The 13,226-nt window shown below is 63.4% G+C and carries 13 protein-coding genes; 4 read left to right on the top strand and 9 right to left on the bottom strand.

Annotated features, from left to right (window positions below):
* Positions 1–18: 18 nt before the first annotated feature.
* Together CK230_RS16595 and hmgA are read right to left on the bottom strand one after the other, a co-directional pair.
* Positions 19–912, bottom strand: coding sequence for an MBL fold metallo-hydrolase (locus CK230_RS16595; RefSeq protein ID WP_095818224.1), 894 nt, complete (start codon positions 910–912; stop codon positions 19–21).
* The gene (hmgA, locus tag CK230_RS16590) at positions 909–2,222 is read right to left on the bottom strand and encodes a homogentisate 1,2-dioxygenase (protein ID WP_095818223.1); all 1,314 of its coding nucleotides are present in this window, start codon (positions 2,220–2,222) and stop codon (positions 909–911) included. The genes CK230_RS16595 and hmgA overlap by 4 nt, the downstream gene beginning before the upstream one ends.
* Before the next feature lie 129 nt (positions 2,223–2,351).
* Between hmgA and CK230_RS16585 the strand changes: the two genes are divergently transcribed.
* The gene (locus tag CK230_RS16585; protein WP_095818456.1) at positions 2,352–2,798 is read left to right on the top strand and encodes a MarR family transcriptional regulator; all 447 of its coding nucleotides are present in this window, start codon (positions 2,352–2,354) and stop codon (positions 2,796–2,798) included.
* A gap of 202 nt (positions 2,799–3,000) precedes the next feature.
* Here CK230_RS16585 and tdh read toward each other — a convergent pair whose 3' ends face one another.
* A complete protein-coding gene (gene tdh, locus CK230_RS16575) occupies positions 3,001–4,035 on the bottom strand; it encodes an L-threonine 3-dehydrogenase (RefSeq protein WP_095818222.1) in 1,035 nt (344 codons plus the stop codon).
* A gap of 52 nt (positions 4,036–4,087) precedes the next feature.
* Complete coding sequence (locus CK230_RS16570) at positions 4,088–5,275, bottom strand: glycine C-acetyltransferase (RefSeq protein ID WP_095818221.1); 1,188 nt, start codon at positions 5,273–5,275, stop codon at positions 4,088–4,090.
* Between the two features lie 290 nt (positions 5,276–5,565).
* Here CK230_RS16570 and CK230_RS16565 point away from each other — a divergent pair, with 290 nt between their 5' ends.
* Positions 5,566–7,635 carry an EAL domain-containing protein gene (locus CK230_RS16565; RefSeq protein WP_095818220.1) on the top strand — a complete coding sequence of 690 codons (2,070 nt, stop codon included), beginning with the start codon at positions 5,566–5,568 and terminating at the stop codon, positions 7,633–7,635.
* A gap of 71 nt (positions 7,636–7,706) precedes the next feature.
* Entirely contained in the window at positions 7,707–8,441 is a 735-nt protein-coding gene (locus tag CK230_RS16560; RefSeq protein ID WP_095818455.1) for a polysaccharide deacetylase family protein, read from the top strand.
* Here the strand turns inward: CK230_RS16560 and CK230_RS16555 are convergent.
* Entirely contained in the window at positions 8,432–8,869 is a 438-nt protein-coding gene (locus CK230_RS16555) for a MarR family winged helix-turn-helix transcriptional regulator (RefSeq protein ID WP_095818219.1), read from the bottom strand. The genes CK230_RS16560 and CK230_RS16555 overlap by 10 nt on opposite strands.
* Before the next feature lie 140 nt (positions 8,870–9,009).
* Between CK230_RS16555 and CK230_RS16550 the strand changes: the two genes are divergently transcribed.
* Positions 9,010–9,417, top strand: coding sequence for a hypothetical protein (locus CK230_RS16550; protein WP_095818218.1), 408 nt, complete (start codon positions 9,010–9,012; stop codon positions 9,415–9,417).
* 117 nt (positions 9,418–9,534) lie between these two features.
* On the opposite strand, the gene CK230_RS16545 is transcribed toward CK230_RS16550, so the two are convergent.
* The 4 genes from CK230_RS16545 to hutC all read right to left on the bottom strand — a co-directional run bounded on the left by CK230_RS16545 (position 9,535) and on the right by hutC (position 13,221).
* Positions 9,535–10,317, bottom strand: a complete 783-nt coding sequence (locus tag CK230_RS16545; protein WP_095818217.1) for an ABC transporter ATP-binding protein — start codon at positions 10,315–10,317, stop codon at positions 9,535–9,537.
* Positions 10,318–10,330: 13 nt separating this feature from the next.
* On the bottom strand, positions 10,331–11,125 hold the full coding sequence (locus tag CK230_RS16540; protein WP_245429965.1) for an ABC transporter permease: 795 nt from the start codon (positions 11,123–11,125) through the stop codon (positions 10,331–10,333).
* Positions 11,126–11,217: 92 nt separating this feature from the next.
* Positions 11,218–12,219, bottom strand: coding sequence for an ABC transporter substrate-binding protein (locus tag CK230_RS16535; protein WP_095818453.1), 1,002 nt, complete (start codon positions 12,217–12,219; stop codon positions 11,218–11,220).
* A 270-nt stretch (positions 12,220–12,489) separates the two neighbouring features.
* On the bottom strand, positions 12,490–13,221 hold the full coding sequence (hutC, locus tag CK230_RS16530; protein WP_095818452.1) for a histidine utilization repressor: 732 nt from the start codon (positions 13,219–13,221) through the stop codon (positions 12,490–12,492).
* Positions 13,222–13,226 lie beyond the last annotated feature (5 nt).

The raw sequence follows: 13,226 nt of genomic DNA, 5'->3' as shown, positions 1-13,226 counted from the left end.
GGTCTTGGCCTTGGCCTACTAATTCCCACGTTTTCGCGACGCTTCTCGTTCCAGCCCCACAACAAGGCCGTCGCGGGCGATCGTCAAGTCACCCGGCCAAGTTTTCCTGACAGCGGCGAGCCAATCGGCTTCGGCGATCGCCGGATCGTCGGCCGGAATGAGATGGTTGAGCATCAGCCGCCGCACGCCGGCATCGCTGGCAATGCGGCCGGCTTCCTCCGCCAGGCTGTGGCTGGCGAAGAGGTGCTCGCGAAGCCGCGCGCCGTTGCCGGTCCGGGCGACTAGCCTTTCGACGCCTTCCTCCAGCATGGCCTCATGGACGAGAATGTCGGCGCCACGCGCAAACTCGGCCAGCGGCGGAAAGAAGGCGGTGTCGGCGGAAAAAACCACGCTCCTGCCGCCATGCTCGAAACGCAGCGCGAAGCAGTCGGTCACCGGCGGATGTTCGACGCGCAGCGCCGATACCGTCAGCCCTCGCTCGTCCAGAACCGATCCTTCGGCGAACTCCTCGACCGAAACCAGCTTGCGGATATCCGGACGACCCTCGTCGACGATGCGGATCTCGATGTCGAACTCCATCGCCTGGCAGAACCTCTGCCAGTAACGGCCGGTGCCGGGCGGTCCGAAAACGGTCAACGGCGTCGCCAGCCCCGCCGTCCAGGCGGTGTGGATCAGCGGCCCGAGTTCCAGAACATGGTCCGAATGGAGGTGCGTGACGAAGATCATGTCGAGCGCCTTGAGGCTGATGCCGGCATCGACCAGGCCGCGCGTCACGCCCAGCCCGCAATCGACGACGATGGTACGCCCACCGAGTTCCAGCAGCGACGAGCTCGGCCACGGGCCGCCCGGCCGCAACGCCGGGCCGCCCTTGGAACCCAGCAGCACGAGACGATCCACTTCTTCGGCGCTCAAGACCAGTCACCCTCGGGCGTGCCGTTAAACCGCTTCTTCAGGTCGGCCCAGCAGTCGATGTAGTTCTCCTGCAAGGTGCCGAGCTCGGCGGCGTAGCGCGTCAGCATCTGCGGAAAGCGCGTCTCGAACATGAAGGCCATGGTGTTGTCGAGCTTGACCGGCTTCAGCTCGGCCCGCGTCGCCTTCTCGAAGCCGGAAGCGTCCGGCCCATGCGCCAGCATCTGATTGTGCAGGCTGATGCCGCCCGGCACAAAGCCTTCCTCCTTCGCGTCGTACTGGCCGTGGATCAGGCCCATGAACTCGCTCATGATGTTGCGATGGTACCAGGGTGGCCGGAAGGTGTTTTCCGCCACCAGCCAGCGCGGCGGGAAGATGACGAAGTCGACATTGGCGGTGCCCTCCTCGCCGCTCGGCGCCGTCAGCACGGTGAAGATCGATGGGTCGGGGTGGTCGAACAGGATGGCGCCGACCGGCGAAAAGGTAGCGAGATCATATTTGTAGGGCGCGTAATTGCCGTGCCACGCGACTACGTCGAGCGGCGAATGGCCGAGCTCGGTGACGTTGAAAGAGCCGCACCATTTGACGATTAGCCGGCACGGCGTCTCCTTCTCCTCGAACCAGGCGCAGGGCGTCTTGAAGTCGCGCGGATTGGCCAGGCAATTGGCGCCGATCGGGCCGCGGTCGGGCATGGTGAACTTGGCGCCATAGTTCTCGCAGACATAGCCGCGCGCCTCCTTGTCGGCGAGCTCGACTTTGAAGACCAGGCCGCGCGGGAGCACGGCGATCTCGCCGGGCCGAAGCTCGATCACACCCATCTCGGTGACGAAGCGCAGAGCGCCGACCTGGGGCACAATCATGAGCTCGCCGTCAGCGTTGAAGAAATGATCGTCGACCATCGAGCGGTTGGCGACATAGACATGCGCCGCCATGCCGGACTGGCCGACGGCGTCGCCGGCCGTGGTGAAGGTGCGCATGCCGGAGATGAAGTCCGTCGGCTCGGAAGGCATCGGCGTCGGATTCCAGCGGTATTGGCCGAGCGCCAGCTCATGATCGCCGATGTTGGGGCCTGTCTTCCACAAAGGGTAGCTCGCGCCCTTGAAGCGGCCGGTGTGCTTTACGCTCGGACGGATGCGGTAGAGCCAGGAGCGTTCGTTGGTGCCGCGCGGCGCGGTGAAGGGCGAGCCGGAAAGCTGCTCGGCATAGAGACCATAGGCTGGCCGCTGCGGCGAGTTGCGGCCCTGCGGCAGCGAGCCAGGCAGAGTCTCGGTCTCGAAATCATTGCCGAAGCCCGGCATGTAGGAAAAGCCCATCCGATCCTCCCTGATCCCGACGTCCAGCCCCACAGTGCTGGCCGGTCGGCGATGTTGACCAAACTGGTTTCATTTGTAACCATCAAAAATGTAACTATCAACGGCCCGCTGCATCCCGGGGAGCGCTTCATGGAACCTGAAATCCTCGAACTGGAAAGCTTTCTCCCGTACCGTCTCTACCGACTTGCGGACACCGTCAGCCGCGAGTTTTCCCGCATCTACAAGGAGCGCCACGGCCTGACGCGGCCGGAATGGCGCACGCTCTCAGGCCTCGGCCAGCGCGGCACGATGACGGCGACGGCGCTGGGCGAGCAGTCAGCCATGCACAAGACCAAGGTTTCTCGCGCCGTGGCCGAACTGGAGCGCCGGCGCTGGCTGACGCGCACGCCGGACGAGAACGATCGGCGCGTCGAGCACCTGACGCTGACGAAGACGGGAGTTGCTGCCTATCGGGAAATGGTGCCGCTGGCGAAGGCGTTTGAAAGGGAGCTGCTGGCGAGGTTGAGCGAGGCGGAGCGCGCGGCGATCGTGAGGGGGGTGGCGGCGCTGGAAAAAGCTTTGGAAGAAAAGACCTGATTGGCTGGTGCGAGGCCCCCTCTCTGTCCTGCCGGACATCTCCCCCTCTTGGGGGGAGATTGGCAGTTTTGGCGACGGCGCTCGTCTTGCACCGTCTGCGATTGGCGGAGGCCGGCGTGACGGCCAATCTCCCCCCTTGAGGGGGAGATGTCCGGCAGGACAGAGAGGGGGGCGAAGGAACTCGACGTCTCCGTCGAAGCCCCTACCAATCCATCACCACCTTACCCGAACTACCGCTCCGCATCGCGTCGAAGCCAACCTGGAAATCATCGATCCCGATGCGATGTGTGATCAGCCCCGAAACATCCAGCGGCCCCTGCACCAGGGCGATCATCTTGTACCAGGTCTCGAACATCTCGCGGCCGTAGATGCCCTTCAGATGCAGCATCTTGAAGATGACCTTGTTCCAGTCGATCTCGAAGCCGGTGGGCGCGATGCCCAAAATGGCGATCTTGCCGCCATTGTTCATGGTGTCGATCATGTCGCGGAAGGCCGGTGCTGCGCCCGACATCTCCAGCCCGACGTCAAAACCTTCGGTCATGCCGATCGAAGGCATTACGTCGCGCAGCTTTTCCTTCGAGGCGTCGACGACATGCTGGACGCCGAGCTCGCGCGCCAGGTCCAGCCGGGCCGGGTTGATGTCGGTGATGACGACCTTGCGCGCGCCGACACATTGCGCGACCAGCGCGCCCATGATGCCGATCGGGCCTGCGCCGGTGACCAGCACGTCCTCGCCGACCAGGTCGAAGGACAATGCGGTGTGAACGGCATTGCCCAGCGGATCGAAGATGGCGGCGATCTCGTCCGGCACGTCGTCGGGGATCGGCACGACATTGTGCTGCGGGATGACCATATACTCGCCGAAGGCGCCGGGACGGTTGACGCCGACGCCGAGCGTGTTGCGGCAGAGATGGCCCCTGCCCGCGCGACAGTTGCGGCAATGGCCGCAGACGATATGGCCTTCGCCGGAGACGCGCTGGCCGACCTTGTATTCGGTTACCGCCGCGCCGAAGTCGGCAACGGTGCCGACGAATTCATGCCCAGTCACCATCGGCACAGGCACGGTCTTCTGCGCCCACTGGTCCCAATTGTAGATGTGGACGTCGGTGCCGCAGATCGCGGTCTTCTTGACCTTGATCAGCACGTCGTTGGGGCCGATCTCAGGCACCGGCACCTCTTCCATCCAGATGCCCGGCTCGGCCTTGGCCTTCACCAGCGCCTTCATCATGTTGGACATTCATTTCTTCCTTGAATCGCTTGATCCGGGACGGTTTTTTGGCGCCAGCCGTTCATGTAATCACGCCCAGTTCCTCGCCGACCTCGCCGAACGCTTCGACTGCGCGATCGATATCGGCACTGGAGTGCGCCGCCGACATCTGCGTGCGGATACGCGCCTGGCCCTTCGGCACCACCGGGAAGGAGAAGCCGATGACGTAGATGCCGCGTTTCAGCATGCGCGCGGCCATCTCCTGCGCCAGTGCCGCGTCGCCCAGCATCACCGGAATGATCGGGTGGTCGGCGCCGGCAAGCGTAAAGCCGAGCTTACCCATCTTGGACCTGAACCGGTCCGCATTGGCATATAGGCGCTGGCGCAGCGCATCGCCATTGCGGATCAGGTCGAACACCTTGATCGAGGCGCCGGCGATGGCCGGCATCAGCGTGTTGGAAAAGAGATAGGGCCGCGAGCGCTGGCGCAGCCAGTCGACGACCTCTCTCTTGCCCGACGTGTAGCCGCCCGAGGCGCCACCCAGCGCCTTGCCGAGCGTGCCGGTGATGATGTCCACCCTGCCCTCGACACCGCAATGCTCGGCCGAGCCGCGGCCGTTCCTGCCGACGAAGCCGACCGCGTGGCTGTCGTCGACCATGACCATCGCGTCGTATTTCTCGGCCAGATCGCAGACGCCCTGCAGATTGGCGATGATGCCATCCATCGAGAACACGCCATCGGTAGCGATCAGCCGGAAGCGGCAGTCCTTCGCCTCCTTCAGCCGCGCCTCGAGATCGGCCATATCGTTGTTGGCATAGCGGAAGCGCTTTGCCTTCGACAACCTGACGCCGTCGATGATCGAGGCGTGGTTCAACGCGTCCGAAATGATGGCGTCCTCCTCGCCAAGCAGCGTCTCGAACAGCCCGCCATTGGCGTCGAAGCAAGAGGAGTAGAGGATGGTGTCGTCCATGCCGAGGAAGGACGAGATCGTCGCCTCGAGCTCCTTGTGCTCTTCCTGTGTGCCGCAGATGAAGCGCACCGAAGCCATGCCGTAGCCGTAGCGGTCGAGCGCCTGCTTTGCCGCGTCGCGCAGGTCCAGGCTGTCGGCGAGACCGAGATAGTTGTTGGCGCAGAAGTTCAGCACCTTTTCGCCGCCGACCTCGATCTCGGCGGACTGCATGGAGGAAATCACCCGCTCGGATTTGTAGAGCCCGGCCGATTTCAGGCCTTGGAGCTCGCTGTCGATGTGGGAGAGAAATGCTTTGCTCATAGGTCCGGCCCTGTTCGGTTCGAGCCGGACTGTCGCGCCACGGCTGCAAAAAATCCATCGCAAAAGCGACCGCTTCGGTGGCGTCGTGAAAGCCCGGTCGCAATCCTTTGCGCGGATGCATGCAAAAATGGAGTGCGCGGGAAAGGACGTGCTAACCATCTTGCGAGCTTTGTCGCGCCGCCGCGATCGCGGCTGGCCACCTTGCCGAGCTGTTAACCCTTTCAAGGCAAACGTCTTCCCGCCGCGAGTTCCAAGGCAGGAATCCGTCGACCGAAGGGGTCACTCAAGTTATGTCGCAGCAGCCAGTGCATAGCGTTTCACGCAAGCTGATCCTGCTCATCAAGACCGGCTACTGGCTGGCGCTGACGATCATTGCCGCCATGGTGGTGGCCTCCTTCATTCTTCTGCAGCAGCTGATGGCGCAGCAGCAGCATAATGACGCGCTGCTCGACATCGTCTCGATGCAGAAGGCGCTGTCGCAGCGCATCGTCTTCCTGGCCAGCGCCACGGGTGCTGCCTCGCGCGACAAGCAGCCGGCGCTGGTCACCGCGCTCAAGCAGGCGACGGGCGAGTTCGAGACCAATTACGACCGGCTGCTCAAGGAGACCGGCGCCGATCCGCTGTCGCCGGCACGCAACGATCCGAAGTCGATCGAATACGTCCTGTTCAGCAAGCCGTTCCACCTCGATTATTTCTCGGTGGGGCTCGTCGCCAATGGCGACAGGCTTATCTCGTCGCTCGCGTCGCAGCTCGGCATGCAGAGCGACGGCTACAAGGGTGGCGATGAACGCGCCGGCCTCGACGCTTCCGTCGCCAATGCGACACTGTCGGGCTACGCCGCGCTCGGCCAGCGCATCAGCGCCTTCGCCGACGAAAAATCAAGCAGCATCCTCGACCTGCACCGTACGCTGTTTTTCGCCACCCTCGGCGTCATTGTGCTGGTGGCGCTGTTCATCTTCCGGCCGATGTCCAACGCTATCCTGCGCAAGACGCGCGAGCTGGTCGATGCGCGCAACTCCATGGCCTTCATCGCCGTGCATGACGGGTTGACCGGCCTGCATAACCGCACCTTCCTGACCGACCATTTCGACACCCTGATCAAGGGGGCGCACCGGCGCCGCGAGCGCCTGGCGGTGGTCCAGTTCGATCTCGACCGCTTCAAGCAGATCAATGATACGCTCGGACACGCCGCCGGCGACTATGTGCTGGTGGTGACGGCGCAGCGCATGCGCGATTCCTGCCGCGCGTCGGATCTCTGCGCGCGGCTCGGCGGCGACGAGTTCGTCATGATCCTCAACGGGGCCGGGACCACCGAGGACATCCATGCGCTGGCCAAGCGCATCCTTGGCGAAATCAACGAGCCGATCACCTTCCAAGGCACGACCATCATGCCTGGCGCCAGCGCCGGCATCGCGGTCTATCCGGTCGACGCCGACAATGCGCAGGACCTGCTCGTCCATGCCGACCTCGCCCTCTATTCCGCCAAGAAGCTCGGCGGCGGCAATTTCTCCTTCTTCTCAGAGGAGCTGCGGCGCGAGCTCGACTACCGCAAGCAGCTCGAACAGGACATCCGCACGGCGATCGCCAACAAGAGCTTCGAGGTCTATTTCCAGCCGCAGGTGTCGCTGACCAGCGGCAAGATCAGCGGCATCGAGGCGCTGGTGCGCTGGAAGCACGCCACGCGCGGCATGATCTCGCCCGGCGAGTTCATTCCCGTCGCCGAGAAATGCGGCTTCATGCCGGAAATCGGCCGGATCGTCATCAGCAAGGCGATCAACGAGGCCGCCGAATGGGACCGCGCCGGGATCGATTTCGGGCGCATCGCTGTCAATGTGTCCGGCACCGAGCTTCGCGAGCCGGATTTCGACACGTTCCTGTTTGGCACGCTGGAGCGCGCCGGGCTGGCGCCACAAAAGCTTTCGCTGGAGATCGTCGAATCCGTCATCCTCGACGACGAGAAGACCGGGATCGCGTCGAAGCTCCGCCACATCCGCGCCGCCGGCGTGCATCTGGAGCTTGACGATTTCGGCACCGGCTACGCTTCTCTGAGCCACGTCAACCCCAACGAGATCGACCGGCTGAAGATCGACCGCCGCTTCGTCCAGAACATCAACGAGAACGGCGACAATACCAAGATCGTGCGCGCCATCACCGAGCTTGCCAGGGGGTTGGGCATCTCGATCGTCGCCGAGGGCGCCGAGACTGAGGCCGAGCTCGACTCGCTGATGGCGATCGGCTGCGACCAGGTGCAGGGCTATTCCATCGCCTTCCCGATGCCGCAGGACAAGGCGCGCGAATGGCTGGCGGCGCGCAGCCCGAAAAAGGCGAAGCTCAAAGTGCTGCAGGGCAGCTTGGGCTAACACTTTCGTCAACAAGCTTGACACAACCGCGCGTTATGGCGGCCTATCGGGATCGCAACCGGGTCTTGCGAATGCCGCTTCGTTATATCCTGCCGTTCCTGCTGCTTGTCGCATCGCCCGCCCTGGCCACCGATCGTACGATTTACCTCACTTTCGACGACGGTCCGCTGAACGGCACCAGCAACATCCTCGACGTAATACAGGCCGAGCAGGTGCCGGCAACTTTGTTCATGGTCGGCATGCATGCCGAGGCGAACGCGACCAACCGGGCGCTGCTGCAGCGGGCGAAATCGATGCCGCTGGTGACGATCGGCAACCACAGCTACAGCCATGCCTATAATCACTACCGGCATTTCTACGGCGACACCGAAGGCGTGGTCGCCGACATGCTGCGGGCCAATGTCGTGCTCGGGCTGACGCCGGCCGTTCATGCACGGCTGCCCGGACGCGATGTGTTCCGGCTGCCCAACTACTCCAAGGACGACAATTCACTCGGACTGGCCGAGGCCGGACGCGAGGATCCGGATTACGAATTCGTCGCGGCGTCGGGCTTCTGGCTATACGGCTGGGACCACGAATGGGTGCATGAGGACAGCGGCAAGCCGGTGCAGAGCGTCGATCACCTGGTCAGCGAGATCGACCATCTGTTCGGCTACGGCCATTTCGCCAGGCCGAACAAGCTGATCCTGCTCATGCATGACGAGATGTTCCAGGACGCCTTCGACGGCAAGGCGAATCTCACCGCATTGATCGCGGCGCTCAGGCTGCGCCACTACGCCTTCGGCGCGATAGCGGGTTACGACTGAGGCGGCTCGGCATTCCGCCTGAGCATCGCAAGCACCTCGGCGAATTCGGACAGCCTGTCATCGGGAATACCGGCTCTCAGTCTCTTGTCGAAGGCGATGGCCGCGAGACGCAACTTTTCGAACAGCGCTTCGCCGGCTTCCGTCAGCGCCACTTGATGGACCCTGCGGTTTTCGGGATCGCGGCGACGCGTCAGCAACCCTTGCGTCTCCATGGCGTTGAGGTGATGCGTCAGCGTCGCGCCCTGGATGCCGATCATGCCGGCAAGCTCGCGCTGGTTGGCAAGTTCCTTCGACTTGACCGACAGCAAGGTCAGCCAGACGGGCAGCGTGCCGCCGGCGTCGACCAGCGCGGCATCGAAGGCCTGCGCTACCACTTTCGAGGTGCGGGCGAGATTCATGCCGACGGGCGGGCGGTCAAATGGTGTCATGACGTGACAGTAGAGCATGCAATGAGAAGGTGGAACTCGGCGTCATGCATTGACATCTAATCGTTAGATCTCTAACTTTGTCTTATTGGCGTCGCTGTCATGGCTACGACGCGCGGCGGGGGGCAGAGAGGAATGCGGTCATGCAATATGTCTATATCGTTGTCATCGGCCTGCACGTCATGGCCGGCGTGTTCTGGGCCGGCACGACCATTGCGGTCGCCCGTGATCCGGAGATCAAGGCGGAGCGCTTCATCCGGCCGCAGCTCGGCGCCTCCGGTCTGGTTTTCCTGACCGGCATACTGCTCTGGTATTTCTTCCATGAGGGCGCATTCGGCCCAATGGAGAAGGCGCTGGCGCTGGGCATCTTGACCGCGTTGATCGCCGCCGGGGTGCAGGGCGCGCTCGTCGCCTCCGCCAGCAGACAGCTGGCTGGCGCCGATCAAGCGACGCAGACCCAGCTTCGGGCAAGAATGACCAGAGGCGAACGCATTGCGGGCGGATTGCTGGTCATCACCGTGTTTTGCATGGCTACCGCCAAGCTTTTTTGAAATCGCACGGCCGGCGAAACCGACCGGGCGCGGCGCGCAACGAACCAGAGCGGCAGGTGGCTCTCCTTGCAAAGGTCCGTTGCGCGTCACAACGTTCCATCGAACGCTGAAACCGCTTTAAGCCATTTCGGGACGCCTGGATGCCTCGCGAATGGCCTTGTGGACATTGCGCTGCAGGTCCATGAAAGCGGCGCTCTCCATGACCTCCTCGCGGCGCGGGCGCTCGATGCCGACGTCAAAAGTCCGCATGATGCGCCCCGGGCCGATGCCCATCACGACAATGCGGTCCGACAGATAGACGGCCTCCTCGACGTCGTGGGTGACGAAGAGCACGGTCAGCCTGTGCTCTTCCCAGATCTGGGTGAGCAGTTCCTGCATCTGATGCCTGGTCAAGGCATCGAGCGCGCCGAAGGGCTCGTCCATCAAGAGCATCTTGGGGCGGTAGGAAAGCGCGCGCGCAATAGCGACGCGCTGCTTCATGCCACCCGAGAGTTCGGATGGATAGAGATTGGCCGAGTGCGGGAGCTTGACCAGGTCGAGATGCTCAAGCGCGATCCTGCGACAGGTGGCGCGGTCATGGCCGGCGGCCTTGAGAGCGAACTCGATGTTCTGCTGCGCCGTCAGCCAGGGCAGCAGCGTATAGGACTGGAAGACGACGCCGCGATCGAGACCTGGCTTCAGGATCGGCGACCCGTCGATGTCGAGTTCGCCCGAGTCGAAATCCTGCAGTCCGGCGACGATCGACAGCAGCGTGCTCTTGCCGCAGCCCGACGTGCCGACCAGAGACACGAACTCGTTGTCGGCGAGGTCGAGATTGATGTCGCGCAGCACTTCGGTGCGCCGCGCTCCGGTACCGAAACTCTTGTGGAGGCCCTTGATCCGCAGTTTTGGGGAATTCATCGGCCGGACCTTGTCATGAACGGCTGTCCTGACGGAACAGCACCTTGCCTAGCGCTTTCATGACCTGATCGGTGATGAGGCCAAGAATGCCGAGCAGAAGGATGTAGCCGATGATGGTGTTGGTCTGGAAATAGCGCTGCGAGACGGTGATGCGATAGCCGAGGCCGGACGTCGCGGCGACGAGTTCGGCCAGCACGAGCCAGGTCCAGGCCCAGCCCAGGCTGATGCGCAGCGTATCCCAGATGCCCGGCAAGGCGCTGGGCACCACGATGCGCGTCAGGATCTTGCGATCCGGCAGGCCGAGCGTCCTGCCGAGACCAACGAAGTCGGCCGGCACGCGCTTGACGTTGTCCATGATCATCAGCACCTGCTGGAAGAAAGTGCCGATGAAGATGATCAGGAATTTCTGCGAGTCGCTCGTGCCCGCCCACAGGATGGAGAGCGGCACGAAGGCGACCACCGGCATATAGCGGATAAAATCGACCAGCGGCTCGATAGCCGCTTCCCAGGTCCGGAAGCTGCCGATCAGCACGCCGATCGGAATGGCGAGCACCGAGGCGATGAGAAAGCCGACCGAAATACGGTAGGTCGAGGCCTTGAGATCGGTGAACAGCGTGCCGTCGGCCCAGAGCTTGCCGAGCTGCGTCGCCACGCTGGCGGGCGACGGCAGGAAGATCGGCTTGACCAGGTCGAGGCCCGTCGCCGCCCACCAGGCGAGGCCGAGACCGGCGAACACGGCCACGGCGATCATCAGGAAGCGGGAGCGCGCGATCGGCGCGCCGATCCCGGAGGATCGGCGGCGGCGCATCGCCTGCCTGGCGGCAGGTCCCGTCGCCGGGCTAGGCGGGCTCGCTTTGCCGGCAGGCTCGTCGGACATCTCAGCGGCCGCCACGGCCCGGTCTACTGCGCAGCCTTGACGAAGGCCGGATCGATCATCTGCTCCGGCGTCACGTCGGCCTGAAGCAGCCCGGCATTCTTGGCGGCGGCCTCGACGTCGGCGAACGTCTTGGTGGAAAAGTCACCCGTCAGCGCGCCCTTGTTCTCGGCAAGCGAATAGTAACGCACGCCGTCGAAGGCGGTATTCAGGTCCTCGACGCTCGAGCCGACCGCCTTGGAGATGATGGCGCGGCCGCCGGGCGTGTCGGCCTTGTAGTCCTTGAGCGCGGCATCCCAGGCCTTGATCATGGCAAGCACCTGGCCCGGCCGCGATTTGATCACCTCGTCGCGCACCACCAGCACGTCGCTGATCAGGCCGGGATCCTCGCCGGCGGTGAAGAGAAGCTTGACGTCCTTGTTCTGCGCCCTGGCCGTGGTGAGATAGGGCTCATAGGTGACCGCGACCGGGACGCGGCCGGCAATCAGCGCGCTGCCGGCATCCGCCGCCGGCATCGGCACCGGCTGAACATCGGCGATCGACATGCCGTTCTTGGCGAGCGCATATTTCAGCAGGATGTCGCTCGTCGTGCCTTCCTCGAAAGCGACCTGCTTGCCCTTGAGATCGGCGACCGAGTTGACGTCCTTGTCGGCGATCATGGCGTCAGCGGTCATCGAGACGTCGAGCAGCAGCACGATCTTGACCGGCAGGCCGGCCGCAACCATGCCCATGGCGGTGTGGGTGGCGATGTTCGCCGCGTCGAGCTGGCCGCTCGCCAGGGCGGCGTTGATGTCCTTGTCCTCGGTAAAGTTGACGATCTGGACGTCCGACAGACCGCTCGCCTTGAACAGGCCCTTGGCTTCGGCGACATGCCACTGGCCGTAGCCCAGCCACGGCTCGATGCCGATCTTGAACGACCCAGCCTCGGGCGTCGCGGGAATGGCGGTATCGGCGGCGTGGGCCAGCGGGGCGAAGCCGACGATGGCCGCCACCACGAGCGCACGGAATTGTCCTGTGAGGTTACGCATCATCCTTGTTCCCCTTGATGATTCAGAGCGCTTTTTTGAACCAAACTTCCTGTCTGCGAGAATGCGGCTTCTGCTTCTTGCGGCACTGTGCCTCGGCGTCTTACCTGCCACGTCGACGGAAGTGAAACGATATTCAACGTCGGCGGCGATGGATGTCAAGGCTAAAATACATACATGCATATACAAGTTGGAGAGGCTGATTTCCGCGCTCTTGGCAGCATTTGGGCGGGCTCCCCTCAAACTGGCGCCAAGGGAATAGTCCCGGCCGCTTCACGCCTTGCGCGACGGAGAATAGCGGCTGCCGAGCGAGTAGCGGCTGCCGACATAGGTCAGCTTGCTGACGGTGGCGACGACCGCGCCTGTCCACGTCCGGCGATGCAGGAGAAGGCAGCAACTGCCTATGTCGATGGCGAGGCGCTGCGCCGTCTCGGCATCGGCCGGGACAGCGGAAATGATATGTTCGACCTCGGTCACCGGCGTCTTCTGCATCAGGTAATCGTAGGTCGCCGTCTTCGAGAAATCCTGCTTGTCATAGTCGGGTATCAGGCTCGGATTGACGAAACGCTCTTCCAGTTGCACGGGCAGGTCGTTCTCGAAGTTGACGACCACCGAATGATAAAGCGCCGCGCGCTTGGCGAATTCGAAGGACAGCGAGAGCTCCTTGGTCGGCGTGATCCTTTCGAGGACGAGAACCTCGGAGCGATGCCTGTTGCCGCGCGCGACGATTTCGGCCGCGATGTTGTTGATCTCGATAAGCGTCGACTGCGGCCGGGGCGGCGCGATGAACGTCCCCACTCCCTGCAGCCGGATCAGGAAGCCGGCCGAGGTCAATTCCCGCAAGGCGCGGTGGACGGTCATGCGCGACACGCCGAGCGCCGCCACGAATTCATTCTCGGACGGCAGCTTGCGGTCCTTGCTCCACTTGCCGGTTCCGATGTTGGTCAGGATATAGTCCTTGACCTTCTCGTAGAGGGGGCTGGCCGTATCGGGCAAAGCACTCATCTTCA

The organism is Mesorhizobium sp. WSM3859, assembly GCF_002295065.1.
Lineage (GTDB): Bacteria > Pseudomonadota > Alphaproteobacteria > Rhizobiales > Rhizobiaceae > Mesorhizobium.
The sequence above is the reverse complement of the archived record's forward strand: the minus strand, read 5'-3'. Positions and strand labels throughout refer to the sequence as shown.

Excerpts from the sequence above, each read along its gene's own strand:
- CK230_RS16535 (WP_095818453.1), bottom strand. The coding sequence starts at position 12,219 with ATGCGTAACCTCACAGGACAATTCCGTGCGCTCGTGGTGGCGGCCATC.
- CK230_RS16545 (WP_095818217.1), bottom strand. The coding sequence starts at position 10,317 with ATGAATTCCCCAAAACTGCGGATCAAGGGCCTCCACAAGAGTTTCGGT.
- tdh (WP_095818222.1), bottom strand. The coding sequence starts at position 4,035 with ATGTCCAACATGATGAAGGCGCTGGTGAAGGCCAAGGCCGAGCCGGGC.
- CK230_RS16560 (WP_095818455.1), top strand. The coding sequence starts at position 7,707 with ATGCCGCTTCGTTATATCCTGCCGTTCCTGCTGCTTGTCGCATCGCCC.
- hutC (WP_095818452.1), bottom strand. The coding sequence starts at position 13,221 with ATGAGTGCTTTGCCCGATACGGCCAGCCCCCTCTACGAGAAGGTCAAG.
- CK230_RS16570 (WP_095818221.1), bottom strand. The coding sequence starts at position 5,275 with ATGAGCAAAGCATTTCTCTCCCACATCGACAGCGAGCTCCAAGGCCTG.
- CK230_RS16550 (WP_095818218.1), top strand. The coding sequence starts at position 9,010 with ATGCAATATGTCTATATCGTTGTCATCGGCCTGCACGTCATGGCCGGC.
- CK230_RS16585 (WP_095818456.1), top strand. The coding sequence starts at position 2,352 with ATGGAACCTGAAATCCTCGAACTGGAAAGCTTTCTCCCGTACCGTCTC.
- CK230_RS16555 (WP_095818219.1), bottom strand. The coding sequence starts at position 8,869 with ATGACACCATTTGACCGCCCGCCCGTCGGCATGAATCTCGCCCGCACC.
- hmgA (WP_095818223.1), bottom strand. The coding sequence starts at position 2,222 with ATGGGCTTTTCCTACATGCCGGGCTTCGGCAATGATTTCGAGACCGAG.
- CK230_RS16565 (WP_095818220.1), top strand. The coding sequence starts at position 5,566 with ATGTCGCAGCAGCCAGTGCATAGCGTTTCACGCAAGCTGATCCTGCTC.
- CK230_RS16540 (WP_245429965.1), bottom strand. The coding sequence starts at position 11,125 with ATGCGCCGCCGCCGATCCTCCGGGATCGGCGCGCCGATCGCGCGCTCC.